We start from the raw sequence: 23,682 nt of genomic DNA, 5'->3' as shown, positions 1-23,682 counted from the left end.
ACCCACGTTTTTACTTCCGGTGCCCTCACGGTACCGGACGGCCCGGCCGAATTCACCGTTGACAGATTCGCGAAAGTGTCCCGCGAGGTAGTGCCGGCTTGATAGGCACTAAGGATGGGAGCGGGGAGATACGTAGGACGCGTCGGTGGGTTGGCGGTTGCGCTCGGGATCGGGGCGGCGATATTCACCGGGGCCGCGGTCGCGGCGGCCGATGAGGACGCGACCTCAGCCGGGTCGACGTCGTCGTCCGCGAGCGCCGAGCAGGAGCCGTCCTCGGACAAGCGGGAGCACAAGAGGGATCACGACACGACCAAGAGCGATACGAAAGCTCAGGAGGATCCGGATCCGAAAGCCGACGAGGACGACACGGACGCCGGCGAACGCAGGAAAGACCGCAAGACGGCCCGGGGGCACACCGAGCGCGAGCGCGCGGTCGAACAGGCGGACGACGGCGAACCCGCTGTCGAAAAGGACGCCGCCGAGGAACCGGTCGATACCGCCGCCGACGAACCGGCCGAGGTTGTCGCCACTGAACTCGACAGCACGACGGTGGAGCACCCCCTGCGGGACGACGAACCCGACAGCCCGGCAGCGGTGTCGCTGGTTCTGCCGGTGGTCGGCGCCGGCCGGGAGGTCACCGAGAAGTCCTACCCCGTCCCGACGGATGTCGAGGTCACCGAGGTCGTGGCGCCGTTGCAGTGGCTGCAGACCATTCCGGTCGCGGGCCGGCTCATCGTGACGCCGATCGTCCAATTCATCCATGCCATCCCGCTCGTCGGCGAGGCCCTGCATCCGTTGATCGGATGGCCGATCGACCATGACGCGCCACCCGGGGCGCCTCGGCCGCGTACGGTGCGGGTGACCTCCTTCGACGGCACCGAGATCTACGTCAACTTCATGCCGGCGCGGGGGCTCGAGGCGGGGGATAAAGCGCCGACCGTGCTGAACGGCCCCGGCTTGGGACTGCCGGGAGCGACGACACTGGACCTGGAGTGGGACGGCCTGCTGCCCAACGATGTGATCGGCGTGGGTGCCCTGCGCGGCGCCGGGTACAACGTGGTGACCTGGGATCCGCGCGGGGAGTGGCATTCCGGCGGGGTGATGCATCTGAACTCGCCGGATCTGGAGGGACGCGACGTCTCGGCGATCATCAGCTGGGTGGCATCGCTGCCGGAAGCGCAAATCGACGCCGACTACGATCCGCGAATCGGAATGGTGGGCGCGTCGTATGGCGGCGGAATCCAATTGGCCACTGCCGCAATCGATCACCGCGTCGATGCGATCGTTCCGACGATCGCGTGGAACAGTCTGGTGGACGTGCTGTTCCCGCGCGGCGCGGTCAACAGCAGTTGGGGCACCCTGCTACCGTCGGTGCTGCTGTTGACGTTGGCCCGCGAACATCCGCGCATCTTCCCGGTGGCCGTCATGGGGGTGCTGTTCGGAACCGCCCAGCAGTCCGATATCGACCTCGTGACCGACCTCGGGTATCAGGACCAGATCAAGGACATCACCGCGCCCACGCTGTTGATCCAGGGCACCGTCGACACGTTGTTCACCCTCGATCAAGCCGATGTTGTTGCCCGCCAACTCATCAAGGCCGGCACCACCACCAAGGTCATCTGGTACTGCGGCGGCCACGGCGCCTGCCTCAGCGACGATCCCCGCGGCGACGTCGTGCTCGATCGCACGCTGGACTGGCTGGACCGCTACGTCAGGAACGACAAAGCGTCCGACGTGGGACCGCAGTTCGAATGGGTTGACCAGCTCGGCACCTGGCACGAATCGGAGACCTACCCGGCGCAGAAGGACCAGACACCGATCGTGGCCCGTTCGACCGGGAGCAAGACATTGCCCTACATCCCGTTCCTCGGCGGGTCGGGCCCGAACTGGCTGATCCTCCGAGAGGACCCCATCCAAGCGCTGCTCGGCCTGCCCACGGCTTCGGCCGCCACCAATGCCGTGAACCTCCGCGTTCCGGATGCCAAGAGGCTGACCTACGTGGTGGGGGCCCCGACGTTGACCCTGACCTATTCCGGCACCGGCACCGCCGAGCATGTGTACGCACAGATCGTCGATGACGAGACAGGTCTGGTTTTGGGTAATCACGCCACCCCGATCCCCGTCGTGCTGGACGGAAAGACCCACACCGTGACGTACTCGCTGGAGCAGGTGGCCCACACGCTCCAGCCGGGCCAGTCGGTGACAGTGCAGATCGTCACGTCGTCGGTCAAGTTCTTCAACTTCTACAACTGGGGTTCGATCACGGTCGAAGGTATGTCGATCAGCCTGCCCACGCTGAGAGACGAGGCGGCACAAACCAATTCAGAGGTTGCGGCCTGAGCGCTACCGCCTGCCGCGTACCGCCAGATAATGCTCGGAGACCGGCACACCGTCGGTGTACCGTTCGACGGCCTCCTCGATCAGCCGGTCCTGACCTGTGAGCCGGGTGTAGTGCTGGTGCATGTGCTCACCCCAGGACCGCACGACAAACGTCTCGACGAACGTCGACTCGTGCTCGATGCTGCGGAACAGCCGCCACTGTGCCGCGCCGGTGCGTTGCCGGGACCGGCCCAGGACGTCCATGGCTGTCAGGAATGCGTCCTCGTCCGCCGGGGCGACGTGGTACGAGGTGATCACCAGCACCGGCCCGTCGAGCGGTTCGGGGTCGAAGATCAGGTTGGGCTCGGGCCAGTGCGATGACGGTGTGAGGTCCAGGTCGCCGGTCTTGGCGTGCAGCGGCCACCACAGCGAGGACAACCCGCAGATCACCAACAATCCCGCGCTGATCACCAGGCTGGTGACGCTGGTGGTGGCTCCGGCGACCAGACCCCACACCAGCGACCCCACCGCCTGCCCGCCCATGAAGACCAGCTGATACACCGACAATCCACGGGCACGAACCCACGACGGCAGGCTCAGTTGCATCGAGGCATTGAGTGTCGAGAGCGACAGCAACCAGGAGGCGCCGCCCACCAGCAAGGCCACCAGCACAGCGACGAAGTTCGGTACCAGCGCCAGCACCAGGGTGGTGACCGCGAATCCCGCTGCACCGGCCGTCAGCAATATGTTCTGGCCGAACCGGGTCCGCAATCGTGAAAGCAGGAACGCGCCGAGCACCGCCCCGGCTCCGAGAGCGCCCAACAACAACCCATAGCCCGACGATGACATCCCAAGCTGACTGGCCGCGACCACGGGCAGCAGCCCCCACAGGGCGCTGGCCGGTGCGATGAACAACGCCGCGCGCAACAGGATCCGCCGCACGATCGGTGAGCTGCGAATGAAACGCCCGCCTGCGCTGAGGGCGGCCAGCGCCCGCTCGGGCGGATAGTTCTGCTCGACCGGTGGCCGTCGCCAGGAGACGAGCACGATCACGATCCCGGCGAAGGACACGGCGTTGAGAGCGAAGACCAGCGTCGGGCCCGACAGGGACACCAGTACACCGGCGATCGCGGGCCCGATGGCCCGCGCCAGGTTGATGCTCATGCTGCCCAGCGCAGCGGCGGCCGGAATCTGTTGAGCGGGAACGAGATCAGGCTGGATCGCCTGCCAGGCGGGCGCCACCAGCGCCTGCCCGCAGCCGACCAGGAACAACAACGTCAGCAGCACCGCCGGAGTGGTCAACCCGGCACCCGTCAACGAGGCGAGCAGACCCACGCCCGCGGCCATCGCCCCCTGGGTGGCGATGAGCAGTCGGCGCCGGTCGATGAGGTCGGCCAGCACACCCGACGGCAGGGCCAGCAGCATCACCGGCAGCGTGGTGGCGGTCTGCACCAACGGCACCAGGACCGCGGCGCGCGGGTCCTCGACGAGCATCCACTGCGCGCCCACGGTCTGCATCCAGGTACCGAGATTGGAAACCAGCTGCGCAATCCACAGGGCGCGATAGACCGGCGATCGCAAGGGTGCCCATGTCGAGGTGGACGATGTCGATGTGCCCGCCGATGTCATCCGCTGCTCCCCTGTGAGGCCCTGTGACCACTGTAGAAGGGCGCTCGGTTCTGCCCACAGCAGCGTGGGCGGCGAAAACGCCCACAGCTGCGGCAGTGTCGACACCATGACCGACGACAAACCCCGACTGTTCAGCCAACAACTGCGTGACGATCTGTTTCGCAAACGTGTGCTCGTCCTCGACGGCGCGCTCGACGACGACAATGGCACCGTTCTGGTCACCCAACTGTTCTCGCTGGCGACGGACTCCGATCAGGACATCGCGTTGTGGATCCACTCACCCGGCGGATCGGTGCCGTCCATGCTGGCCATCCGCGATGTGATGCGCCTGGTGCCCTGCGATGTGAGCACGCTGGCGCTCGGATTGGCGTGCAGCGCCGGGCAGTTCCTGTTGTCCTCCGGAACGCCGGGCAAACGGTTCGCGCTGCCCCACGCCCGCATCCTCATGCATCAGGGTTCGTCGGGTATCGCCGGTTCGGCAGTGGAGGTCGAGGTTCAGGCCGACGATCTCCGGCATACCCGAGATACCGTGCTGGGGTTGATAGCCGCCGATACCGGCCAGGACGTCGAACGCATCTTCACCGACTCCTTGCACGACCGGTGGTTCACCGCCGAGCAGGCCCGCGAATACGGTTTCGTGGACCGGGTGGTGACCGAATTCGGCCAGATCGTCCCCGCCCACAGGTCATCGTTCGGGATCAGCGCATGAGCACCTACACGATCCCGAATGTCATCGCGCGCAGCACTTCCGGTGAGCGCATCATGGACGTGTACTCGCATCTGCTCACCGAGCGCATCGTTTATCTGGGCACCGCCATCGATTCCGGGGTGGCCAACGCACTGATCGCTCAGCTGCTACATCTGGAGGCGGACAATCCCGAGCAGGAGATCAGCCTGTATGTGAATTCCGAGGGCGGCGACTTGTCGGCGATGCTGGCGGTCTACGACACGATGCGTTTCATCAAGGCTCCCGTGGCCACCACGTGCATCGGGCAGGCCGTGGCTGCGGGTGCGGTACTCCTGGCTGCGGGCACACCCGGTCGCCGATCGGTGTTGCCGCACAGCCGGGTGGTGCTGCACCAGCCGGCGGCCCAGTCGCGCGGGACCATTCCCGATCTGATCCTGCAGGCCGACGAGGTGGTGCGGGTGCGCAATCAGCTGGAGACCATCCTGGCGCGGCACACCGGGCGGGCACTCGAGCAATTGCGCCATGACACCGATCGCGACCGGGTCTTCACCGCGGACGAAGCGGTGGCGTACGGCCTGGCCGACCGTGTCCTGCAGGAGCGGAGTTAAGCGGCCAGCAGCACCGGGCCGGACGACGGCCGGGCGGTGGGGCGACTCAGGTCGGCCGAGATCGCGCCGAGTAGGCGAATCAGGTTGATCTCCAGGGCTCCACACACCGCCGCGATCATTTCGCTCGACGGCTCCTTGCGGCCGCGTTCGATCTCGGAGAGGTACTGCGGGGAAACCCCGGCGCGCTCGGCGACGTCCACCAGCCGGTCGCCTCGGTGTTCACGCGTGGCCCGCAGCCGACGCCCGAGCAGTTCCCGCCACAGCGGCTCCGGTTCGGGAGCCGGCTGCGATCGACGGTCCGCGTGAATGCGGGTGACCTGGCCCATGGGGCCATCATCACGCGTTATCCACCGTCGCGACGCCGCTGTTCGCGGTGGGCGGAATTCAGCGTGGGGTGAGGCCGCCGGCGTGCACCGGACGCCGGGGTGCGGGCTGCGGAGTGCGGGTCTTCTGCCGGCGCTCGATGTCGTGCCCGATACGACGGCTCAGGGCCCGGCTGTCCCTACGGGTCAGGGCGTGCAGGCGTTTGGCCAGGAGGTCGAGTTGCCGCCAGCTCAATCCGTCCAGATCGCCCTCGGAATCGTGGGTGGCGATCACCACCGCACCGCGCAGCAGTGGGACTGTCTTGGCATCGAACTTAGTGGTTGCCAGCAGCATTTCCGTGGCGCTGCGATTGACGCGGCGTTGGCATCCCCGAGTGGTCGGGGCGAACCAGAAGTCGAATTGCCGGTCGGCACTGGTGAGGCTTTCCAGGCCGTGATCGGTGACCAGTTCGGAGATGTCAGCCCTGGTGAACGCGCGGGTTTCGTAGGCGACACCATTCGGGCTGAAATAGAGGACGGTATTCATGGGAGTGTCCTATTCAGAGGTGGAAAACATCGCTGTGGGATCCGGGCGGCCGGTGTGGTCGCTGGCTAAAGATTTGCCAGATAACGGTTTGAATAAACCTCACTAACAAACAAATTTCACTCTGGTTTTGCGCGAACGACAATTATGGTGTCGATCAAACCCCGGAAGCCGCTGCGGAACCACCGATCGACCGGGCGGCGAAGTCCGCGGCCTGGTCGGCCATGCCGTTGTTCTTGTACGAACTGTGGGCCGCCCGATCGAAGCCGCCGGGGAAGCACACCGGGTCGCCCTGCGCACACAGCTGCAGTGTCTTTGCCGAATACAGCGATCCGACGGTGATCGGCGGAGCGGAGCGGTCCACCAGATTCAGGAACCAGGTGTCCGGGGTGCCGAAGAGCACCACCGCGTCAACGTGCGAGGCGGTGGCGGGCGGCATCGGCCCCAGTCCGGCGGGCAGATTCAACCCCGCTGGCACGGCGTCGAACGTCGTGTAGCCGGCCACCGCTGCGCCCTGTGAGTAACCGCCGAGCACGATATCGGTGGTCGGGCAGCTTGCCGCCACCGACTCGATCTTGTTGCTGGCGTCCGCCACGCCATTGGCTGCGGCCTGGAAGTCAAGCGAGGCAGGGTAATTCACGGCGTAAACATCGACGGACTTGCCGGGGAGGCGAGAGGTCAGGGCGTTGACGAACGCCTGGCCGGTGTCGCCGACGCCGGGTGCCTCGAAAGTGCCGCGCGCGAACACCACTTCGACATCGGGACACGCCGGTGACGGAGCCGCAACGGCCACGCCGGCGGCCTGGGGTCCGGCCAGGGCGGCGAAAGCCACTGCGGCCGCGCCCAATCCGCTCGCCATCCGCTTGGTTGACTTCTCGCTGAACGGGCTTCGCATGCTCGTACCTTTCGCAGGACTTGATGAGTGAAACAAGACTCCCGCGAACGGCGTGCTGGCACATCGACGCTGGCATCCACCCTGCGCAACCGCTAGTCGGAATCAGCTATTCCAGCTAGCCGGTAGAGGCAACCCCGCTCGGCCTGGATCGCCCCCGGCGGCGGCCTGCTTGCCCCGGGTGCACCGCGGCGAGGGGAGGGCGCGGTCCCCGGCGCACGGCCGGGCGACGATAATGCCTCGAATGCAGACCGGACCATCGTGGCTACAACGGGCGGCCGTCACGCCCGCCGACCTGACCCAAGCCGCGGTCTTCGCCGCCCTGATCGCCGCCCTCGGGCTGCCGGGCACCCTCACCATCGGCCCCAGCGGCGTACCGATCACCCTGCAGACCCTCGGGGTGATGTTGGCCGGCGCGATCCTCGGACCGCGCAAGGGCGCGTTGGCAGTCGCCTTGTTCGCGATTCTCGCCATCGCCGGCCTGCCGATCCTCGCCGGCGCCCGCACCGGGTTGGTGTCCCTGGCCTCGCCGACGGCCGGATTCTTCGTCGGCTGGCTGCCCGCGGTGATCGTCATCGGCGCACTCACCGCGCTGATGATCCCGCGCTACCGAGTGTTCTGGGGCATCCTGATCAACGTCGTCGGCGGCATGGTGGTGATCTACGCCTTCGGCACCGTCGGCCTCATGATCCGGACCGACATGTCCTGGTGGGCGGCCCTGTCGACGAATGGCATCTACATCCCGGGCGATCTCGCCAAAGCGGTGGTGGCCGCGTTCGTGGCCGCACAGGTGCACCGGGCCCGGCCCGGCCTCATCACCCCGTGGCGTGACCGTCGTGCCGGCACCTGACGGCACCGGCATCGTCTTCGACCGGGTCAGTCACTCGTTCGGGGAACGGGTTGTCCTCAAAGATGTTTCGCTGGCGCTGGCCGAACACCGGATTGCCGTGGTGGGCGCCAACGGCAGCGGTAAGTCGACACTCGCCCGGATGATCAACGGGCTGGTGGTCCCCGACAGCGGAACGGTACGAGTTCACGGACTCGATACGCGGCGAGCGGCCCGGAAGGTGCGCCGCGCCGTCGGATTTGTGTTCACCGACCCCGACCGGCAGATCCTGATGCCGACCGTGGCCGAGGACATCGAGCTGTCGCTGTCGCGCCACGGCCTCAGCCGCGGCGAGCGCGCCGACCGGACGCGACAGGTGCTCGAGCGATTCGGTCTCGCCGGGCACGCCCACCACCCCGCGCACCTGCTCTCCGGTGGGCAGAAACAGCTTCTCGCCCTGGCCAGCGTGCTGGTCACCGACCCGCAGATCGTGGTGGCCGACGAGCCGACGACGCTGCTCGACCTGCGTAACGCGCGCATGCTGCGGGCGGCCTTCGCCACGTTGGACACCCAACTGGTGGTGGTCACCCACGACCTCGATCTGGTCGACGACTTCGACCGCGTCCTCGTTCTCGAGGACGGGGAAGTGGTCGCCGATGACACGCCGTCGGTGGCGCTGGCGGCCTACCGGGCGCTGATGACATGACCGTGCTGGGGGTTTACCAACCGGGAACGACGCCGCTGCACCGGCTGCCCGCGGGCATCAAACTGGTCGGTCTCGGCGCGGTGATCGCGCTCATGACGGTGCTCGTCGATACACCCCTGCGGCTCGGTGCCGCCGCTGTCGGCGTGCTGGGGCTGTACGCCGTCGCCCGGATCGGCGTGCGCACCGCGGCAGCACAATTGCGTCCGGTGCTGTGGGTGGTGGCGTTCGTGTTCGGCTTCCAACTGCTGTTCACCGACTGGCATCGTGCCGTGGTGGTGTGCGGAATCCTGCTGCTGTCAGTGGCTCTGGCTGCAGTCGTCACCGCCACCACGCGGACCACCGACATGCTGGCCGCGCTCACCGCCGCGATGCGGCCGTTGGGGCGCCTCGGATTTCCGGTCGAGCAGGTGGCGCTGGCGCTGGCGCTGACGATCCGGGCGATCCCGCTGATGGTGGAGACCGTACGTCAGGTCGAAGAGGCCCGTCGGGCCCGTGGGCTGCGCTTCTCACCGCGAATCGTGGTGGCACCGGTGGTGGTGGCCGCCCTGCGCACGGCCGACGGTTTCGCCGAAGCGTTGACCGCTCGTGGCCTGGACTGAGATGACAGCTCAGGTGTGGCGGTTGGCCCAGCCGTCATCGTTGTGGGTCAACAGCAGCAGCTCACGTTCCCACGACCGGGCGCGCGCCCGGTCAAGTGCCCATCGGGCCGCGCACGCCAACAGGATCGTCAGGCCCACCGAACCCAGCCACACGGTCCACGTCCTGCCCGCGGCAATGGAACTGGCCACCTGAGGAGTCTCCGGAGCAGGCACCACCGCACCGGTGGTGTCGACCCAGACCGTCAGGGGGTCACCTTTGCGGACGGCGACCGGGCTGGTGATCATCTCGCTGCGGACCTCGGTGCCCTCACGCCATTCGGCGCGAACCGGGCCGGGACGGTTGTAGCGCCCGGGTGCGGCCGCGCCGCTGTTGCCGACGGCGACGGCTTCGACCGAATGCCGGGTGCGCAGCTGTTCGTCGATGATGCGCATGCGTGCGTCGTAGGTGTTGTCGCCCGCTTGTGACGCAAAGGGAATGGCCAGGAGGGCAACCACGAACACCATCACGACGGCGAGGGCTTCCATGCGGTCGCTGGGCCGCAGCAGTGGGTTACGCCCGAGGGCGCGGACGAACCACCGGCAGCGCGAGACGAAGGATGAATGCCGCATCGATGGGACCTCTAACCACGACCTGGATGTGTTACGACTGTGTTTCCATGCTGTCACCACTGCATTAGCGCGCGCCAGTCACGCAGCGCTACGGCGACGAACATCACAACCGGTTACCCGTTAGCTCGCCGCTCACGCCCGTGCGATTCGACACCAGTGCTGCGGGTAGTCCCTCGCGTAGTCGAGGAAAGGATGAACTCTGATGCCGAACGAACTGCAGGGCCGCAAGATCGCCATTCTGGCCGCCGACGGAGTCGAGAAGATCGAGTACGAACAACCGCGAGACGCCGTGGTCGCGGCGGGCGGACAGGTCGAGTTGCTGTCCATCAAGCCGGATGAGATCCAGGCTTTCAACCACGACCTCGAGCCCGCAGGCACAGTGGCGGTGGACCGCGTGGTCGGCGACGCCCGGGTCGACGAGTTCGACGGTCTGGTGCTGCCGGGCGGGACGGTCAATCCGGACAAACTGCGTCTCGAAGAGTCCGCGGTGGCCTTCGTCCGCGATTTCGTCCGCTCGGGCAAACCGGTGGCCGCCATCTGCCATGGACCGTGGACGCTGGTCGAAGCCGACGTGGTCCGCGACCGGACGCTGACGTCGTATCCCAGCATCCGCACCGACCTGCGCAACGCGGGCGCGACGGTGGTCGATCAACAGGTCTGCATCGACGGCAACCTGATCACCAGCCGGTCCCCGGACGATCTGCCGGCCTTCTGCCAGGCCATCACCGATCAGTTCGCCGCTACCCCGGCGCGCACCTGAGTTCGCCCGGCCGTTCCAAAATTCACCACGAGCAGATGTGTAGGTCCGACGGCCGATCGACGTGACGATGGGTGTGCCCGATACCGGAGCTGTGGGGAGGACACCGTTGAGCAGCGAATGCCGACCGGACGAGGGACGGTTGCCCAAGGCACTCGAGTCGGACTGGGAGTGGCAGTTGCAGGGGCGGTGTCGCGCCTACCCGGCACACGTCTTCTTCCCCGACGATCACCGCGGTCAGGCGCTGCGGGAACGCGAGGAGAAGGCCAAACGTGTCTGCCGCACGTGCCCCGTGCTGGCGACCTGCCGCGACCACGCGCTGCAGGTGCCGGAGCGCTTCGGGGTGTGGGGGGCGATGACCGCCCGCGAACGGTCGCGGGCGCTCAAGGCGATGACGGAGAGCCGAGGGGCCTGAGGCCGGTGATCACGACTTCTTGACCGGGTCGTGACCCCAGTTCATCAGCGAATACCGCCAGGCACTGTTCTCGACATCGTGTGAAGGACCCTGTGCGAGATGGCGTTTGATGTACCCGACGACGGTGCGCATGTGGGCGTAATCGGCGTCGGTGAGGTCGGCTTTCGCCTTCTCGAGGATCCTGACGATGTGGCGGCCGCTCTGGTGGCCGGTTGACTCGCCGCCGTCGGACTTCTGGCCCACCTTCTTGGAATCGTCGGTGTCGAGCCACTTCTCGAGTTCCGAGGCGGTCATGTTCACCGCGTTCTTGAAGTCGTTCCAGGTGTCCTGGTGATTGCTGACGGCCATCGCTGCGTTCTACTTCTTCTTCAACGCTTCGGGCTTGTGCACAGCGTCCTTGCCGCTCTTGTCACTCTTGACCCGGTACTGGGGATCGTCTTTGGACGCGCGGACGGTGCGTTTTGCGGCGGTGGTATCCGAGGTGATCTTCTCCTCGACGGTCCCCTCGGCGGTGCTGCCGTGGCTTTGCCAGGTGACCTTGTCGCCCTTCTTGAAATCCTTGCTCATGGCAGCCGGATACCCACAGGGGCCGGTCTCAACGATCGGTGACGAATGGTCAGGGATCGGTCACAAAACCCTTGGCCACCATCCAGTCGCGGGCGACCACGCTGGGGTCGCGCCCGTCCACGTCGACCTGTTTGTTCATGTCCATGATCGCCTCGTTGGTCAGTGCGGCGGTCACCGGGGCGGTTACTTCGGCAATCTGCGGATGTGCCTCGAAGAACTCGCGCTTCATGGTCACCGAGGGGTTGTAGTGCGCGAAGAACTGCCTGTCATCGGTGAGCACCACCAGATCGAGCGCGGCGATCCTGCCGTCGGTGGTGAACACCTCGCCGAAATCGCACTGGTTCCCGTCTGCGGTGGCCTGGTAGATGATTCCGACCTGCAGAATCGGTGTCGGCACCCGCGCCGGATCGAAGCCGTAGGCCGCGGCCATGCCGGGAAAGCCGTCCTGACGGGCCCGGAACTCGGTGTCCACACACGTCCTGGCGGCCCCCGGATCACGCTGCACCAGCTCGGTGTACTGCGAAAGTGTCTGAACACCAGTGCGTTCCACGGTCGCCCTGTTGGCGGCCAATGCGTAGGTGTCGTCCATGGGGCCGGGCTCCAGCCACACCATGTCATTGCGCTCGAGGTCCTCGTCACGCACCGCTTCGAACTGCTCGCGGGTGTCGGGAATCGGTTTCTCGTGGCCCAGGTAGTTGATCCAGGCGTTTCCGGTGAATTCGTAGGCCACATCCACCTGGCCGGACAGCTGAGCTTCCCTGGTGCTGCGGGAACCGACGATGCCCGTCAGGTCGCGGACGTCGGCGCCCGCCGCGGCCAGGGTGTACTCGAGGATGTAGCCCATGATCACCTGCTCGGTGTACTCCTTGGAGCCGACGGTGATCGCCACACCTTCCAGTTCGGGATCGGGTGTGACGGAGCCGGGGCCCACCCGCAACGGCACCGTGCTGCCCGCGCCCAGACCGCAGCCGGACAGGCTGACGGCGCAGATCAGCGCCATCAGCAGCGCCCACCCCGCGCGGCGCATCAGCGCAGCCCCTTGGGGCCGAGGTAGAACTCGGCGAGCCCACCGAGCCAGTCGACCAGTAGGGCCAGGCAGACGGCCAGCACGCTGCCCAGCACCAGCGTCACGTTGTCCTGCAGCTTGTAGCCCGTGTCGATGAGGATGCCGAGGCCGCCGGCGTTCACCAGGAACGACAGGGTGGCGGTCCCGACGGCCAGCACCAGTGAGGTCCGCAGACCCGCCAGGATGAACGGAACCGCCAGGGGTAGTTCCACCCTGAACAGCAGCGCCTGACGGGACATGCCCTGTCCCAGGCCGGCGTCGATCAACGCGCGGTCCACCTGGTCCACCCCCAGGATGGTGCTCGACAAGACGGGAAGCAGGGAGTACAGCGCGATCGGCAGGACACCGATCCAGAAGCCCGTCTGCGCGGTCCACAGGAACAGCAGCACCAGCAGGCCGATTGCCGGTGCGGCCTGGCCGATGTTGGCGATGCCGATGAACAACGGCCGCAACATCTTTGCCCCCGGCCTCGTGACCAGGACCCCGACCGGAACACCGACCGCCAGGACGATGGCCGTCACGGCGGCGGTGATCAGCAGATGCTGCCAGATCAGGGTGGCGACGTTGGCCGGGTTGATGTTCTCCTGCTGGGTGGCGGTGAGGTCGCGGTTGAACGCCCAGAACAGCACCGCCGCAGCGACGATGAGCACCAGCGCCGGCTGCACCCAGAGCCGCAGCCGCTCGGCGGGTGTCGCGGCCGGGGCCTCCGCGTCTACCGTGCTCGTCACGACTCGTGCTCTCCGGCACTGGTTTTGGCATCGGCTTCGGCGCGCAGGCCCGTGATGGTGTCGATCAGCGTGTCCAGGGTCACCACCCCCGCGTACCGGCTACCCGCGCCGGCCACCACCGCCGACGCGTGCTGTTCGGCCAGGATGGCTTCCAGCGCGTCCTCCAATGTCGACCGGGTGCTCACGACGTCCAGTGATTCGACGACCTCGCCGAGAGTCTGGGCGTGGGCGAGTTCGCTCTCACGCACCCAGCTCACCGGCCGGTCACGTTCGTCCAACACCACTGCCCAGTCGAATTCGCTGTCGGCCAGTGTTTTCCGCACCTGACCGATGCTGTCGTCGCGGTGCACGGCGGGATGGGCGCGCAGTTCCACATCCTCGACACGCATCAGTCCCAGCTGGCGCAGCGACGCACCGGATCCGACGAAGCCGGCCACCGTATCGTCGGCCGGGCTGGCCAGGATGGTCTGCGGGGTGTCGTACTGCAGGATCTTCGAGCGCTGCCCGAGCACGGCGATACGGTCGCCGAGTTTGACCGCTTCACCGAAATCGTGGGTCACGAAAACGATCGTCTTGTGCAGTTCGGACTGCAGGCGCAAGAGTTCGTCCTGCAGCGTGCTGCGGGTGATCGGGTCGACGGCGCCGAACGGTTCGTCCATCAGCAGCACCGGCGGATCGGCCGCCAGCGCCCGCGCCACCCCGACCCGCTGCTGTTGACCACCGGAGAGTTGTCGCGGATACCGGTCCGCGTACTGGGACGGCTCGAGGCCCACCAGGTCCAGCAGTTCGTCGACCCGGGCGGCGATCCGTTTGCGGTCCCACCGCAGCAACCCGGGCACCAGGCCGACATTCTGCCGAATCGTCATGTGCGGGAACAGCCCTGCCTGCTGGATGGAGTAGCCGATGGACCGGCGCAGGTCGGTGGGCTTGATGGACAGCGCGTTGTTGTCGCCGATCAGGATGCGGCCCGAGGTCGGTTCGCTGAGGCGGTTGATCATCCGCATCGTCGTGGTCTTGCCGCATCCCGAGGGTCCGACGAAGACGACGATCTCGCCGGCGGGGATCTCCATCGAGACGTCCTCGACGGCGGGATGATCGGCGCTCGGGTACACCTTGGAGACGTTGTCCAGGACGATGCGTACTCCGGAAACCTCGGATTGGATTGTCATCGAATACCTTTCGATGTCGTGAGGCGCCCGAGGAGCACCAGGAGTGCGTCGAGAAGCAATGCGAGCACGACGATCAGCAATGTGCCGGTGAGCGCCATCGGAACGGCGGTGGGACTTCCGACGCGGGCCAGTCCGGCGAAGATCAGGTTGCCCAGCCCGGGTCCCTTGACGTAGGCGGCGATGGCCAGCACGCCCATCGACATCTGGGTGCTGATCCGCATCGCCGACAAGATGGACGGCCACACCAGGCGGAGCTCCACCCGGCCCAGTGTGCTGAGCCGGCCCATCCCGAGGCCGCGGGCTGCGTCGACCAGGGCGGGGTCCAACGCGTTCAGGCCCACGATGGTGTTACGGATGATCGGCAGCAGCGAGTAGAGCACCAGCGCGGTGATACTGGGCACCACCCCCAGCCCGAACATCGGGATCAACAGGCCCAGCAGAGCGAAGGCGGGGACGGTCAGGATGACGCTCGAGGTGGCGGTCGCCAGGTTGGCCGCCAGCGCGTTGCGGTAGGTCAGCACTCCGATCACCACACCGACGGCAGTGGCGATGATGACGCTCTGCACAACTGCGCTGACGTGCTGATACGAGTCGAAGATCAGTTGCGAGTGGTGCGCGGTGATGTAGTCCCAAAGCGCCTGCACAGGCCGTACTCACCTCCGGTTCGCCGGGCGCGCGCCGGCGGGCGCCCACTCGCCCGTACCCCGTTCACGCCGGGACAAAACGGCGTCGCACCGGTTCTGCACAGTGTTTCGAGGACATGACGAGCCTGAAACGCCGGTGTATCGTCGCACGTGGAGGCCGGAAAATGGCCTCGCGGACGAGGGAGCAGTACCCGCACCGGACAAGACTGACTCACAAGGAGGTCTTGTCATGGCATGGCTCGTCCTGGTGATCGCGGGAGTCCTGGAAGCCGTATGGGCCGTCGCCCTGTCGGCGTCGCGTGGGTTTCGCCGCCTCGGTGCGGTGGCGGTGTTCGTCGTCGCGATGGTCTTGAGCATGATCGGTCTGGCGTATGCGATGACCCAGCTGCCCACCGGTACCGCCTACGCCGTGTGGGTGGGCGTCGGCGCCAGCCTGACGGTGCTGTGGGGCATCGTCACCGGGGAGGAACGTGCGACGGCCGCCCGGAGCTTGCTACTCATCGGCTTGGTGGGCAGTGTCGTGGGCCTGAAGGTGGTGAGTTGACCATGGCGTGGATCGTGCTGGTGATCAGCGCCGTACTCGAAGCGGTGTGGGCCACCGCGCTGGGCCATTCACAAGGGTTCACCGATGCCACCGCGGTGGTGGTCTTCGCGGTGGCGCTGGTGGCGAGCCTCGGCGGGTTGGGCTGGGCGGTGCGCGTCATCCCGATCGGGACCGCCTACGCCGTGTGGACGGGACTCGGAGCCGCACTGACCGTCGGTTATGCGGTGATCAGCGGCGCCGAGTCGGCGTCGGTGTGGAAGCTGGTGTTCCTCAGCGGCATCGTGGCCTGTGTCGCGGGGCTGAAGCTGTTGCCCGAAGAGTCTGAATCGCACCGAGTCTGAACGCAGACGACCCGTCGCCGCGGATGCGGCGACGGGTCGTTTCACGCTGCGGGGGTCAGCCCGCGACGAACTCCTCGTAGGCACTGGCCAGGTACGGCGGCAGCACGGTGGTGTTGCACGCGCGCTGGGTGTCGCCGATCGGGGCCAGGATGCCGCGCAGCTCGTAGTACTCCGTCGGGTTGGACGTGAAGTAGCTGCGGATGTTGGCTGCAGCCACGTCCCGCGGCTGGGTGACCGCGGCCGAGACCACGCCACCGGCGCCCGGGTGTGCGGCCAGGTACTGCTGGGCCGCGACCGTCACCGAGTCGACGGTGCCGTTGATGCCGGCCGGGCTGCAATCAGGAGCCGCGGAGGCCGTCGGAGCGACGATGGTTGCTGCCGCCACGCCCCCGAAGAGGCAGCCGGCCGCGGCTGCGGCGATGCGCCGACGCGCGGAGATGCCACTGAACTTCATGATCACTTCTCTTTCGCTTTGGTGACAAACGTTGCTTCCCCGTCCCGAAAACCACGGTACAGGCGGGAAACTCACACTCTTTTCGGATGAAGAGGCAGGATTCCCGGCGTCGGCGGGCGTTACACCCAACGGGAGTGACGTTCCCCGCAATCCGGGGTTTCGGGTACGCCGACGGCGAATAAAGCTGCACAACGCTTGAGATTTCTCAGAGTTTGCCGCGGATCCTTAAATGATCGTGATGTCGATCGTGATGAACTTGTGACACGCGACGTGAGGAATCGGATGGCCCAGAACTACGAGAACCGGCTCGGAGCCGATCAGCTGGCGGCGTTGTCGGCGGTCGTCGAGTTCGGCAGTTTTGATGCCGCCGCCGACAAACTGCACGTCACGCCGTCGGCGGTGAGTCAGCGCATCAAGGCGCTGGAGCAGCGGGTCGGTCAGGTTCTCGTGGTCCGGGAGAAGCCGTGCCGGGTCACCGCGGCCGGGGTGCCGCTGTTGAGGCTGGCAGCGCAGACGGCTCTTCTGGAGGCCGAAGCGCTCGCCGAGACCGCAGGCGGATCGGTACAGCGCACGCGGGTGGCCATCGCGGTGAACGCCGATTCGATGGCCACCTGGTTCACGGCCGTCCTGGCCGGCCTGCCGGACGTCCTGCTCGACGTGCGCATCGAGGATCAAGACCATTCCGCACGACTGCTGCGCGAAGGCGCCGCGATGGGCGCAGTCACCACCGAACGCACCGCGGTGCCGGGCTGCCGGGCCCACGCGCTCGGGGTGATGCGATACATCCCGGTGGCCAGCCCTGGCTACCTCAGCGACCACTTCGCTCTCGGGCTCAGCAGAGAAAGCGTGGCGCAAGCGCCGTCGCTGGCCTGGAACCGCGACGACGCTCTACAGGACATGTTGATCCGCAAGATCTTCCGTCGCCACATCGCACGACCGGTGCACTACATCCCGACCGCGGAGGGATTCGGCGCGGCGGTGCGCGCCGGGCTGGGCTGGGGGATGTACCCGCAGCAACTGGCCACCCCGGCGCTGGATGACGGCTCCTTTGTCCGCCTGGCCGAGGCTTACCTGGACGTTCCGCTGTACTGGCAGTGCTGGAAACTCGACAGCACCACCGTCGCGGCCATCACCGACGCGGTGCACGCCGCCGCCGCCGTGCTGCGGTCCTAGTGCGCGGCTTTCTTCTTACCGAACGGTAGGACGTGCATGACCGCCACGACGAGAGCGCCGACCACCAGGCCGATCACCGCCGAGGCGGCGGTGTTGATCAGCCACGCCAGCACACCGCCGACGCCGGCGAGGTGGTGCACGGCCTCCTCGGCGTGGTGCACCAGTTCGTACGGGGCATGCCATCCGAGTTCGTCGACGCCGACCAAGAGGATGTGTCCGCCGACCCACAGCATGGCGGCGGTGCCGATCACCGACAGCGCCGTCAGCAGTTTGGGCATGGCTGCGACGAGTCCGCGGCCGACCTTCTGCGCGAACGCCGAGCTCCGCTGGGCCAGGTGCAACCCGATGTCGTCCATCTTCACGATGCCCGCCACGACGCCGTAGACCACGGCAGTGATCACCAACGCGACCACCACCAAAATGATCAGCCGCGGGAAGAACGACTGATCAGCGACCTCGTTGAGCGCGATCACCATGATCTCGGCCGACAGGATGAAGTCGGTGCGAATGGCACCCGTCACCATGAACTTCTCGGCGTCTTCACCGGCGGCTGCCACCGGAGTCGCATGCGCGTCGTGGCCGGCGATCCTGCCCCAGATCTTCTCGGCGCCCTCGAAACAGAGGTACGTGGCACCCAACATCAGGATCGGGGTGAGCAGGAACGGCGCGAACTGACTGAGCAGCAGCGCGGCCGGCAAGATGAACACCAATTTGTTGCGCAGCGAGCCCAGGGCAATGCGCTTGATGATCGGCAGTTCCCGTTTGGGCTCGATGCCCTGTACGTACTGCGGCGTCACGGCGGTGTCGTCGATGACGACACCGGCGGCTTTGGCGGTGGCACGTCCCGCGGCGGCACCGATGTCGTCGACTGACGCAGCCGCCAGTCGTGCGATCGCGGCAACGTCGTCGAGAAGCCCGAACAGACCGGCGCTCATGACCTGAAGGCTACCGGCAGCACGTGACGGACGTGGGATCGCGCCGGCTTCACGGCAGCCTGCGCTGGGAGATCAATCCGTCGGACACCGTCCGGCGCAACAGCTCCACCATCGACCGGGGACGCAGCGGGGCACTCGAGGTGTGCGCTTCGTCGGCGATCCCGGCGAACAGGTCCGCCAGGGCGTCGGTCGAAGACCATGCGGGCTGCCAGCCCAGCTCGGTGTGCGCGCGAGCGCAATCCAACAGCGGAACCGTGAAGATCATGTCGACCCAGCCGCGGTCGACCGGTTGCAGCCGCGCCCGCCAGCTCAGGTCCACCACCGCACCGAGAAGTCCGGACGGGACATGTACCGGCCGGGCATCCATGACGTGGGCGATCTCGTCGCGGCCGATGGGTGGATCGGCAGACAAGTTGAACGCACCCGTCGCCCGGGTCTCGACGGCCCGAACCACCGCGGTGGCCACGTCATCGGCGTGGATGACGGGAAAACACAGCCGGCGATCGACGGGTAGCAGTGGCAGCAGACGCACCAATTGCATTGGCACAAAAGGCGGTAACGCGTAGCGCATCAGACCGCTGGCGGCAACACGCTGCACCACGAATCCCGGCCGTAAGCGCGTGATGGGAACAGCTCGGTCACCCTGGCGGCGTTCGTAGTCGTCCAGAGCCGCTTCGACGGTCGACTTGAAGCGACTGTACGGCGATGCCTGCACACCGGTCGTGGGCCAGGACTCGTCGACGCGTCGTCCGTAGCGTCCAGGTGCGTACGCCCCCGCCGACGACATGTGGATCAGCTGCGCCACCTGCGCGTGGTGTGCGGCATCGAGCACCGCGGTGCTGCCGCCGACGGCTACCTGCCTGAGATAGTCGGTGTTGCGGGTGGGCTGGAATCCCCATGCCAGATGCACCACGGTGTCGGCGCCGTCGAAGATGCGGGCCAGCTCGCGCGGAGCGGATGCGGTGGCGAGGTCGACCACATGCCAGGCCACCTGGCTGTACACCCCTTCGGGTGGCGGCGGGCGGCGCACCACTGAAACCAGCTCGTGTTCACCGGAGCGGACCAGCTGGTTCAGCAGTGCGGTGCCGACATTGCCCGTGGCGCCGGTGATGACGATCCGCATGCGTCAGACAACGCGGTTGGTGCGCACGGCGGCATAGGCATCGGCGGCGGCGATGCCGGCCAGGCTCAGGGCGATCAGCGCCCCCCGCCGTCCGCGTGCCCGGGGGTACTTGGCCGCTGCGCGGGCCCATACCGCCAGGTCCAGGGCGTCGCCGGCGACCCTGGTCCACACCAGACGAGGTGATCCGAGCAGAATCGCGGCCCCGTGGCCGATTTCGCGTACGCCCAGCGCGCGGACAATGGAATGGCTGGCACCTTGCGCGCCTACGAGTTTGGTGATGCGTCCCGGTGCCAGGGCTTCGGTCAGTCCGAGGCCGATGCTGACGACGCCCAGGCCGGTGGCCAGTGAATGTGCAGGAGATGTTGTGGAAGAAGCCATGGGACGGGGCTACCCGTCCCATGGCCGGTGAATCTCAGGGACGGCCCGCGTGTGCGGCCCTGTGGCGACCCTTGATCAGGTAAGCGAGCCAACGAACGTCGATCAACATGGTGACTCCTTGGAGGTCTAAGCGGTCTTGGCCAGAAGCGGCAGCAGCCGGCGGCGTTCGGTCATCGCGTCTGAAAAGCACTGCAGCGCATCGGGAACCGAAGCGGCAGTGGGGAAGTGGGTCTGGATGCCCGCCTGGAGCATGTCCGCCACCGACTGGCTGGGGATCAGCATCCATTCGTCGGAGGTACGGCGGCAGGCCTCGTCCACGGCAGTGAGGAGCGAGATGGCGATCGGTGCGAACGACGTCACACCGCTGAGGTCGAGAACGTAAGGCTTTTCGCTGATCACGGACCGGGTGACCCGCCGGATCAGTTCATCGACATTCTTTGCGCTCACATCGCCGGTCACCGAGACAACGGTGGCAAGTTGCCGGCATTGTGAGCGGACCTGAGCGCCAGCACATTCGACGGCCGGGTTGCCATAACGGAACGCGGTAGCCATGGAGCGCCTCCCCTCGAGGACTGGTGAAGTGGCTGTCACTTCACCGTGTCACCCAAGGTATGGGGCCAACTTAAGGTACTTGGGAGTAGGGACTAACGCTTCAGTAAGACTTTCACTGAGGAGATTCCCTTGGCCTGAACTGGGCGCCCGAGTAGTTCTCCCACGGGGAGTAGTCGGCGATCAACTCTTCTTGCTGCGGGCGCTGCCCTTCGGGCACGTGCTGCAGATTGATCCGGATCCGGTACCAGATGGAACTGGGCCCCCGCATTCCGTCGACCAGGACGTCGATGGGCTGCAGGCGCGCCGCGACACCGGGATGGCGTTGTTTCCAGGTCTCCAGCGCGGCGAGCGCCTCGTCCTTGGTCTTGGTGCGGGCCACCTCGATGAGCGGCATCTTGCGGGCACCTTTGGGCGCCTTCTCCGGTGGGCCCAGTTCCTCGGCCAATGTCAGCAGCTTCGTGAGGTCACCGGGTGCGTCGTCCATGCCCTCCCAGGGGTCGCCGATCTCGGCGAAGCGGGCCGGCACCGTCTTGATGGTGAACGCCTCGGGCGCACAATCCGGGACCTCGGCCCAGTGCAGGGGCGTGGATACCCGCGCGTCCGGACGCGAGCGCACCGAGTAGGCGGAGGCCACGGTGCGGTCCTTGGCGTTCTGATTGAAGTCGACGAAAACGCCTTCGCGCTCCTCTTTCCACCACCGGCTGGTGGCAAGCTGCGGCGCGCGCTGTTCGACCTCACGGGCCACCGTCTCGGCCGCGAGCCGCACCTGCTTGTACGGCCAGTGCGGGTGGATGCGGGCGTAGATGTGGAAGCCGCGTGAGCCGGAGGTCTTCGGCCACGGCGTGAGGCCGTGATCTTCGAGCACCTCTTTGGCCACCTGCGCCACGTCGAGGATCTGTTGCCAGGTGACACCCGGCATGGGATCGAGATCGACGCGCAGTTCGTCGGGATGCTCCAGATCGCCCGAGCGCACGGGATGCGGATTGAGGTCGACGCATCCGAGGTTGACTGCCCACACCAGCCCGGCCGGCTCGCGCAGCACCGCCTCTTTGGCCGAGGTGCCGGAGGCGTACTTCAGCTCGGCGACGTCGATCCAGTCCGGGCGCTTCTCCGGCGCCCGTTTCTGGAACACCGCCTCTTCGGTGATGCCCTTGACGAAGCGTTTCAGGATCATCGGCCGGTCGTTCACACCGCGCAGCGCCCCGTCGGCGACGGACAGGTAATAGGTGATCAGGTCTCGCTTCGTCACCCCGGCGTCGGGGAAAACGATCTTGTCTGGATTGGTGACGGTGACAGTTCGGTCGCCCACTTCCCACTGCAGCGGACCGGCCATGCCCTCATGGTAATTGCGCGGTTGTTTCCCGACCGGGATGCGACACCTGTCACATAGGGTGAGCACCATGCCCAACCTCACTGACCTCCCATTCCAGGCGGCGGCCAAAGTCCAGCAGCTCGCTGAGCGCGGTTCGGCCGAACTGCACTACGCGCGCAAGATGTTCGAAGCCGGTGCACTCAAGGTCGAGCCGCCGCAGAACATCGTGGCGATGTTCGCTGACATCCGCCGGTGGGGTGAATTCGGCATGATCCCGGCGCTGAACGCGCGACGGACCCCGCACCGCACCGCTGTGATCGACGACGACGGCGAGATCACCTTCAAGGAACTCGACGACTCCGCCAATGCCGTGGCCAACGGGCTGCTGGAGAAAGGGGTGAAGGCCGGCGACGGGGTGGCGCTGCTGATCCGCAATCACCGTTGGTTCCTGATCGCGCTGTACGGCGCGGCGAAGGTCGGTGCGCGGTTGATCCTGCTCAACAGTGAGTTCTCGGGGCCGCAGATCAAAGAGGTGAGCGAGCGCGAAGGCGCCAAGCTGATCATCCACGACGACGAATACACCAAGGCCGTCGATGCGGCCGATCCACCACTGGGCAAGCTGCGGGCCCTGCCGACGAACCCCGACAACGACGCGCCCTCGGAGAGCAATGCGGAAACCCTCGAAGCGCTGATCGCCCGCACCTCGAGCGCACCGCCGCCGAAGTCGGGCAAGCACTCCAAGATCATCATCCTGACCAGCGGCACCACCGGAACGCCCAAGGGCGCCAACCGCAGCACGCCGCCGTCGCTCGCTCCGATCGGCGGGGTGCTCTCGCATGTGCCGTTCAGAGCCGGCGAGGTGACATCGCTGCCGGCGCCGATGTTCCATGCGCTCGGGTTCCTGCACGCCACCATCGCGATGATGCTGGGCTCCACGCTGGTGTTGCGGCGCCGGTTCAAGCCGGCGACCGTGCTGGCCGATCTGGAGAAGCACAAGGTGACGGCCATGGTGGTGGTGCCGGTGATGCTGTCGCGCCTGCTCGATCAGTTGGAGAAGACGGACCCGAAGCCGGACCTGTCGACGCTGCGCATCGTGTTCGTCTCGGGCTCGCAGTTGGGCGCCGAACTGGCCACCCGGGCCATGAACGATCTCGGTCCGGTGATCTACAACCTGTACGGCTCCACCGAGATCGCGTTCGCCTCGATCGCGCGACCACAGGATCTGAAGAAGAACCCGGCCACCGTGGGGCCCGTGGTCAAAGGGGTGAAGGTCAAGCTCTACGACGAGAACGGCGCCGAGGTGCCGCAGGGGGAGGTGGGCCGCATCTTCGTCGGCAACACCTTCCCCTTCGAGGGGTACACCGGTGGTGGTGGCAAGGCCATCATCGACGGCTTGATGTCCTCCGGTGACGTGGGCTATTTCGACGAGCACGGCCTGCTCTACGTCAGTGGCCGCGACGACGAGATGATCGTCTGCGGTGGCGAGAACGTCTTCCCCGCGGAGGTCGAGGACCTGATCAGCGGACATCCCGAGGTGGTGGAGGCCACGGCCCTTGGTGTCGAGGACAAGGAGTGGGGGCACCGGCTGCGGGCGTTTGTCGTCAAGGTCGAGGGCGCCAGCGTCGACGAGGAGGCCATCAAGCTCTACGTGAAGGAGAACCTGGCCCGGTACAAGGTGCCGCGTGAAGTGGTCTTCCTCGACGAGCTGCCGCGTAACCCCACCGGGAAGATCCTGAAGCGGGAGCTCAAGAACATCGAGGTCGACGGCCAGAAAGCCGACGCCGAATAGTCCCCTCTCTTCC

Annotated in this window: 29 protein-coding genes and 1 riboswitch; of the genes, 12 read left to right on the top strand and 17 right to left on the bottom strand. The window is 66.6% G+C overall.

What is annotated here, in order from left to right; genetic code table 11:
- The first annotated feature begins 114 nt into the window (after positions 1–114).
- Positions 115–2,340, top strand: coding sequence for a S15 peptidase family protein (locus AC3A6P_RS32790; protein WP_487696566.1), 2,226 nt, complete (start codon positions 115–117; stop codon positions 2,338–2,340).
- A 3-nt stretch (positions 2,341–2,343) separates the two neighbouring features.
- On the opposite strand, the gene AC3A6P_RS32785 is transcribed toward AC3A6P_RS32790, so the two are convergent.
- A complete protein-coding gene (locus tag AC3A6P_RS32785; protein WP_487696565.1) occupies positions 2,344–3,948 on the bottom strand; it encodes an MFS transporter in 1,605 nt (534 codons plus the stop codon).
- A gap of 106 nt (positions 3,949–4,054) precedes the next feature.
- On the opposite strand from AC3A6P_RS32785, the gene AC3A6P_RS32780 reads away from it, so the two are divergent.
- Positions 4,055–4,657 carry a ClpP family protease gene (locus AC3A6P_RS32780; protein ID WP_487696564.1) on the top strand — a complete coding sequence of 201 codons (603 nt, stop codon included), beginning with the start codon at positions 4,055–4,057 and terminating at the stop codon, positions 4,655–4,657.
- Complete coding sequence (locus tag AC3A6P_RS32775; RefSeq protein WP_487696563.1) at positions 4,654–5,244, top strand: ClpP family protease; 591 nt, start codon at positions 4,654–4,656, stop codon at positions 5,242–5,244. Before AC3A6P_RS32780 ends, AC3A6P_RS32775 begins: the two co-directional genes overlap by 4 nt.
- Here the strand turns inward: AC3A6P_RS32775 and AC3A6P_RS32770 are convergent.
- The 3 genes from AC3A6P_RS32770 to AC3A6P_RS32760 form a co-directional block, all read right to left on the bottom strand.
- Entirely contained in the window at positions 5,241–5,570 is a 330-nt protein-coding gene (locus AC3A6P_RS32770) for a helix-turn-helix domain-containing protein (protein ID WP_487696562.1), read from the bottom strand. The genes AC3A6P_RS32775 and AC3A6P_RS32770 overlap by 4 nt on opposite strands.
- Positions 5,571–5,628: 58 nt before the next feature.
- Entirely contained in the window at positions 5,629–6,093 is a 465-nt protein-coding gene (locus AC3A6P_RS32765) for a hypothetical protein (RefSeq protein WP_487696561.1), read from the bottom strand.
- A gap of 154 nt (positions 6,094–6,247) precedes the next feature.
- A complete protein-coding gene (locus AC3A6P_RS32760; RefSeq protein WP_487696560.1) occupies positions 6,248–6,985 on the bottom strand; it encodes a cutinase family protein in 738 nt (245 codons plus the stop codon).
- Positions 6,986–7,226: 241 nt separating this feature from the next.
- On the opposite strand from AC3A6P_RS32760, the gene AC3A6P_RS32755 reads away from it, so the two are divergent.
- The 3 genes from AC3A6P_RS32755 to AC3A6P_RS32745 are packed head-to-tail and all read left to right on the top strand — an operon-like array spanning position 7,227 to position 9,113.
- Complete coding sequence (locus AC3A6P_RS32755; protein WP_487696559.1) at positions 7,227–7,832, top strand: biotin transporter BioY; 606 nt, start codon at positions 7,227–7,229, stop codon at positions 7,830–7,832.
- A complete protein-coding gene (locus AC3A6P_RS32750) occupies positions 7,819–8,514 on the top strand; it encodes an energy-coupling factor ABC transporter ATP-binding protein (protein WP_487696558.1) in 696 nt (231 codons plus the stop codon). Before AC3A6P_RS32755 ends, AC3A6P_RS32750 begins: the two co-directional genes overlap by 14 nt.
- Positions 8,511–9,113 carry an energy-coupling factor transporter transmembrane component T family protein gene (locus AC3A6P_RS32745; protein ID WP_487696557.1) on the top strand — a complete coding sequence of 201 codons (603 nt, stop codon included), beginning with the start codon at positions 8,511–8,513 and terminating at the stop codon, positions 9,111–9,113. The genes AC3A6P_RS32750 and AC3A6P_RS32745 overlap by 4 nt, the downstream gene beginning before the upstream one ends.
- Positions 9,114–9,122: 9 nt before the next feature.
- Here AC3A6P_RS32745 and AC3A6P_RS32740 read toward each other — a convergent pair whose 3' ends face one another.
- Positions 9,123–9,722 (bottom strand): Rv1733c family protein, encoded by a 600-nt coding sequence (locus tag AC3A6P_RS32740; protein ID WP_487696556.1) that lies wholly within the window; start codon positions 9,720–9,722, stop codon positions 9,123–9,125.
- Positions 9,723–9,924: 202 nt separating this feature from the next.
- Here AC3A6P_RS32740 and AC3A6P_RS32735 point away from each other — a divergent pair, with 202 nt between their 5' ends.
- Entirely contained in the window at positions 9,925–10,482 is a 558-nt protein-coding gene (locus tag AC3A6P_RS32735) for a type 1 glutamine amidotransferase domain-containing protein (protein ID WP_487696555.1), read from the top strand.
- 139 nt (positions 10,483–10,621) lie between these two features.
- Positions 10,622–10,894, top strand: coding sequence for a WhiB family transcriptional regulator (locus AC3A6P_RS32730; protein WP_487696554.1), 273 nt, complete (start codon positions 10,622–10,624; stop codon positions 10,892–10,894).
- Positions 10,895–10,903: 9 nt separating this feature from the next.
- Here AC3A6P_RS32730 and AC3A6P_RS32725 read toward each other — a convergent pair whose 3' ends face one another.
- Genes AC3A6P_RS32725 through AC3A6P_RS32700 form a run of 6 tightly spaced genes read right to left on the bottom strand, consistent with a single transcriptional unit; the run spans position 10,904 to position 15,068 of the window.
- Positions 10,904–11,242, bottom strand: a complete 339-nt coding sequence (locus AC3A6P_RS32725) for a DUF3140 domain-containing protein (RefSeq protein WP_487696553.1) — start codon at positions 11,240–11,242, stop codon at positions 10,904–10,906.
- 9 nt (positions 11,243–11,251) lie between these two features.
- The gene (locus AC3A6P_RS32720) at positions 11,252–11,461 is read right to left on the bottom strand and encodes a hypervirulence associated TUDOR domain-containing protein (RefSeq protein ID WP_487696552.1); all 210 of its coding nucleotides are present in this window, start codon (positions 11,459–11,461) and stop codon (positions 11,252–11,254) included.
- Between the two features lie 49 nt (positions 11,462–11,510).
- Complete coding sequence (locus tag AC3A6P_RS32715; RefSeq protein ID WP_487696551.1) at positions 11,511–12,488, bottom strand: glycine betaine ABC transporter substrate-binding protein; 978 nt, start codon at positions 12,486–12,488, stop codon at positions 11,511–11,513.
- Positions 12,488–13,255 (bottom strand): ABC transporter permease, encoded by a 768-nt coding sequence (locus AC3A6P_RS32710; protein ID WP_487696550.1) that lies wholly within the window; start codon positions 13,253–13,255, stop codon positions 12,488–12,490. Before AC3A6P_RS32710 ends, AC3A6P_RS32715 begins: the two co-directional genes overlap by 1 nt.
- Complete coding sequence (locus AC3A6P_RS32705; protein WP_487696549.1) at positions 13,252–14,424, bottom strand: ABC transporter ATP-binding protein; 1,173 nt, start codon at positions 14,422–14,424, stop codon at positions 13,252–13,254. The genes AC3A6P_RS32710 and AC3A6P_RS32705 overlap by 4 nt, the downstream gene beginning before the upstream one ends.
- Positions 14,421–15,068: an ABC transporter permease gene (locus AC3A6P_RS32700; RefSeq protein WP_487696548.1), complete on the bottom strand. Its 648-nt coding sequence runs from the start codon at positions 15,066–15,068 to the stop codon at positions 14,421–14,423. The genes AC3A6P_RS32705 and AC3A6P_RS32700 overlap by 4 nt, the downstream gene beginning before the upstream one ends.
- Positions 15,069–15,218: 150 nt before the next feature.
- Positions 15,219–15,284, top strand: a riboswitch (guanidine-III (ykkC-III) riboswitch).
- A gap of 13 nt (positions 15,285–15,297) precedes the next feature.
- Here AC3A6P_RS32700 and AC3A6P_RS32695 point away from each other — a divergent pair.
- Complete coding sequence (locus tag AC3A6P_RS32695; RefSeq protein WP_487696547.1) at positions 15,298–15,612, top strand: DMT family transporter; 315 nt, start codon at positions 15,298–15,300, stop codon at positions 15,610–15,612.
- A 2-nt stretch (positions 15,613–15,614) separates the two neighbouring features.
- Positions 15,615–15,953 (top strand): DMT family transporter, encoded by a 339-nt coding sequence (locus AC3A6P_RS32690; protein WP_487696546.1) that lies wholly within the window; start codon positions 15,615–15,617, stop codon positions 15,951–15,953.
- A gap of 55 nt (positions 15,954–16,008) precedes the next feature.
- Here AC3A6P_RS32690 and AC3A6P_RS32685 read toward each other — a convergent pair whose 3' ends face one another.
- On the bottom strand, positions 16,009–16,407 hold the full coding sequence (locus tag AC3A6P_RS32685; RefSeq protein WP_487696545.1) for a heme-binding protein: 399 nt from the start codon (positions 16,405–16,407) through the stop codon (positions 16,009–16,011).
- A gap of 282 nt (positions 16,408–16,689) precedes the next feature.
- On the opposite strand from AC3A6P_RS32685, the gene AC3A6P_RS32680 reads away from it, so the two are divergent.
- Entirely contained in the window at positions 16,690–17,580 is an 891-nt protein-coding gene (locus AC3A6P_RS32680; RefSeq protein ID WP_487696544.1) for a LysR family transcriptional regulator ArgP, read from the top strand.
- Here AC3A6P_RS32680 and AC3A6P_RS32675 read toward each other — a convergent pair.
- From AC3A6P_RS32675 to AC3A6P_RS32655, 5 genes are all read right to left on the bottom strand, one after another.
- A complete protein-coding gene (locus tag AC3A6P_RS32675) occupies positions 17,577–18,515 on the bottom strand; it encodes a DUF808 domain-containing protein (RefSeq protein ID WP_487696543.1) in 939 nt (312 codons plus the stop codon). The genes AC3A6P_RS32680 and AC3A6P_RS32675 overlap by 4 nt on opposite strands.
- 49 nt (positions 18,516–18,564) lie before the next feature.
- On the bottom strand, positions 18,565–19,638 hold the full coding sequence (locus tag AC3A6P_RS32670) for an NAD-dependent epimerase/dehydratase family protein (RefSeq protein WP_487696542.1): 1,074 nt from the start codon (positions 19,636–19,638) through the stop codon (positions 18,565–18,567).
- Positions 19,639–19,641: 3 nt separating this feature from the next.
- Complete coding sequence (locus tag AC3A6P_RS32665) at positions 19,642–20,016, bottom strand: malate dehydrogenase (RefSeq protein ID WP_487696541.1); 375 nt, start codon at positions 20,014–20,016, stop codon at positions 19,642–19,644.
- Between the two features lie 126 nt (positions 20,017–20,142).
- Positions 20,143–20,568: an STAS domain-containing protein gene (locus AC3A6P_RS32660; RefSeq protein ID WP_487696540.1), complete on the bottom strand. Its 426-nt coding sequence runs from the start codon at positions 20,566–20,568 to the stop codon at positions 20,143–20,145.
- A 112-nt stretch (positions 20,569–20,680) separates the two neighbouring features.
- Positions 20,681–21,901 (bottom strand): DNA polymerase domain-containing protein, encoded by a 1,221-nt coding sequence (locus tag AC3A6P_RS32655; RefSeq protein WP_487696539.1) that lies wholly within the window; start codon positions 21,899–21,901, stop codon positions 20,681–20,683.
- A gap of 67 nt (positions 21,902–21,968) precedes the next feature.
- Here AC3A6P_RS32655 and fadD2 point away from each other — a divergent pair, with 67 nt between their 5' ends.
- On the top strand, positions 21,969–23,669 hold the full coding sequence (fadD2, locus tag AC3A6P_RS32650; protein ID WP_487696538.1) for a long-chain-fatty-acid--CoA ligase FadD2: 1,701 nt from the start codon (positions 21,969–21,971) through the stop codon (positions 23,667–23,669).
- Positions 23,670–23,682 lie beyond the last annotated feature (13 nt).

This window comes from Mycobacterium sp. Soil_C_30 (genome assembly GCF_057656995.1).
Note: the sequence above shows the minus strand (reverse complement) of the source record. Positions and strands in the feature narration are given on the sequence as shown.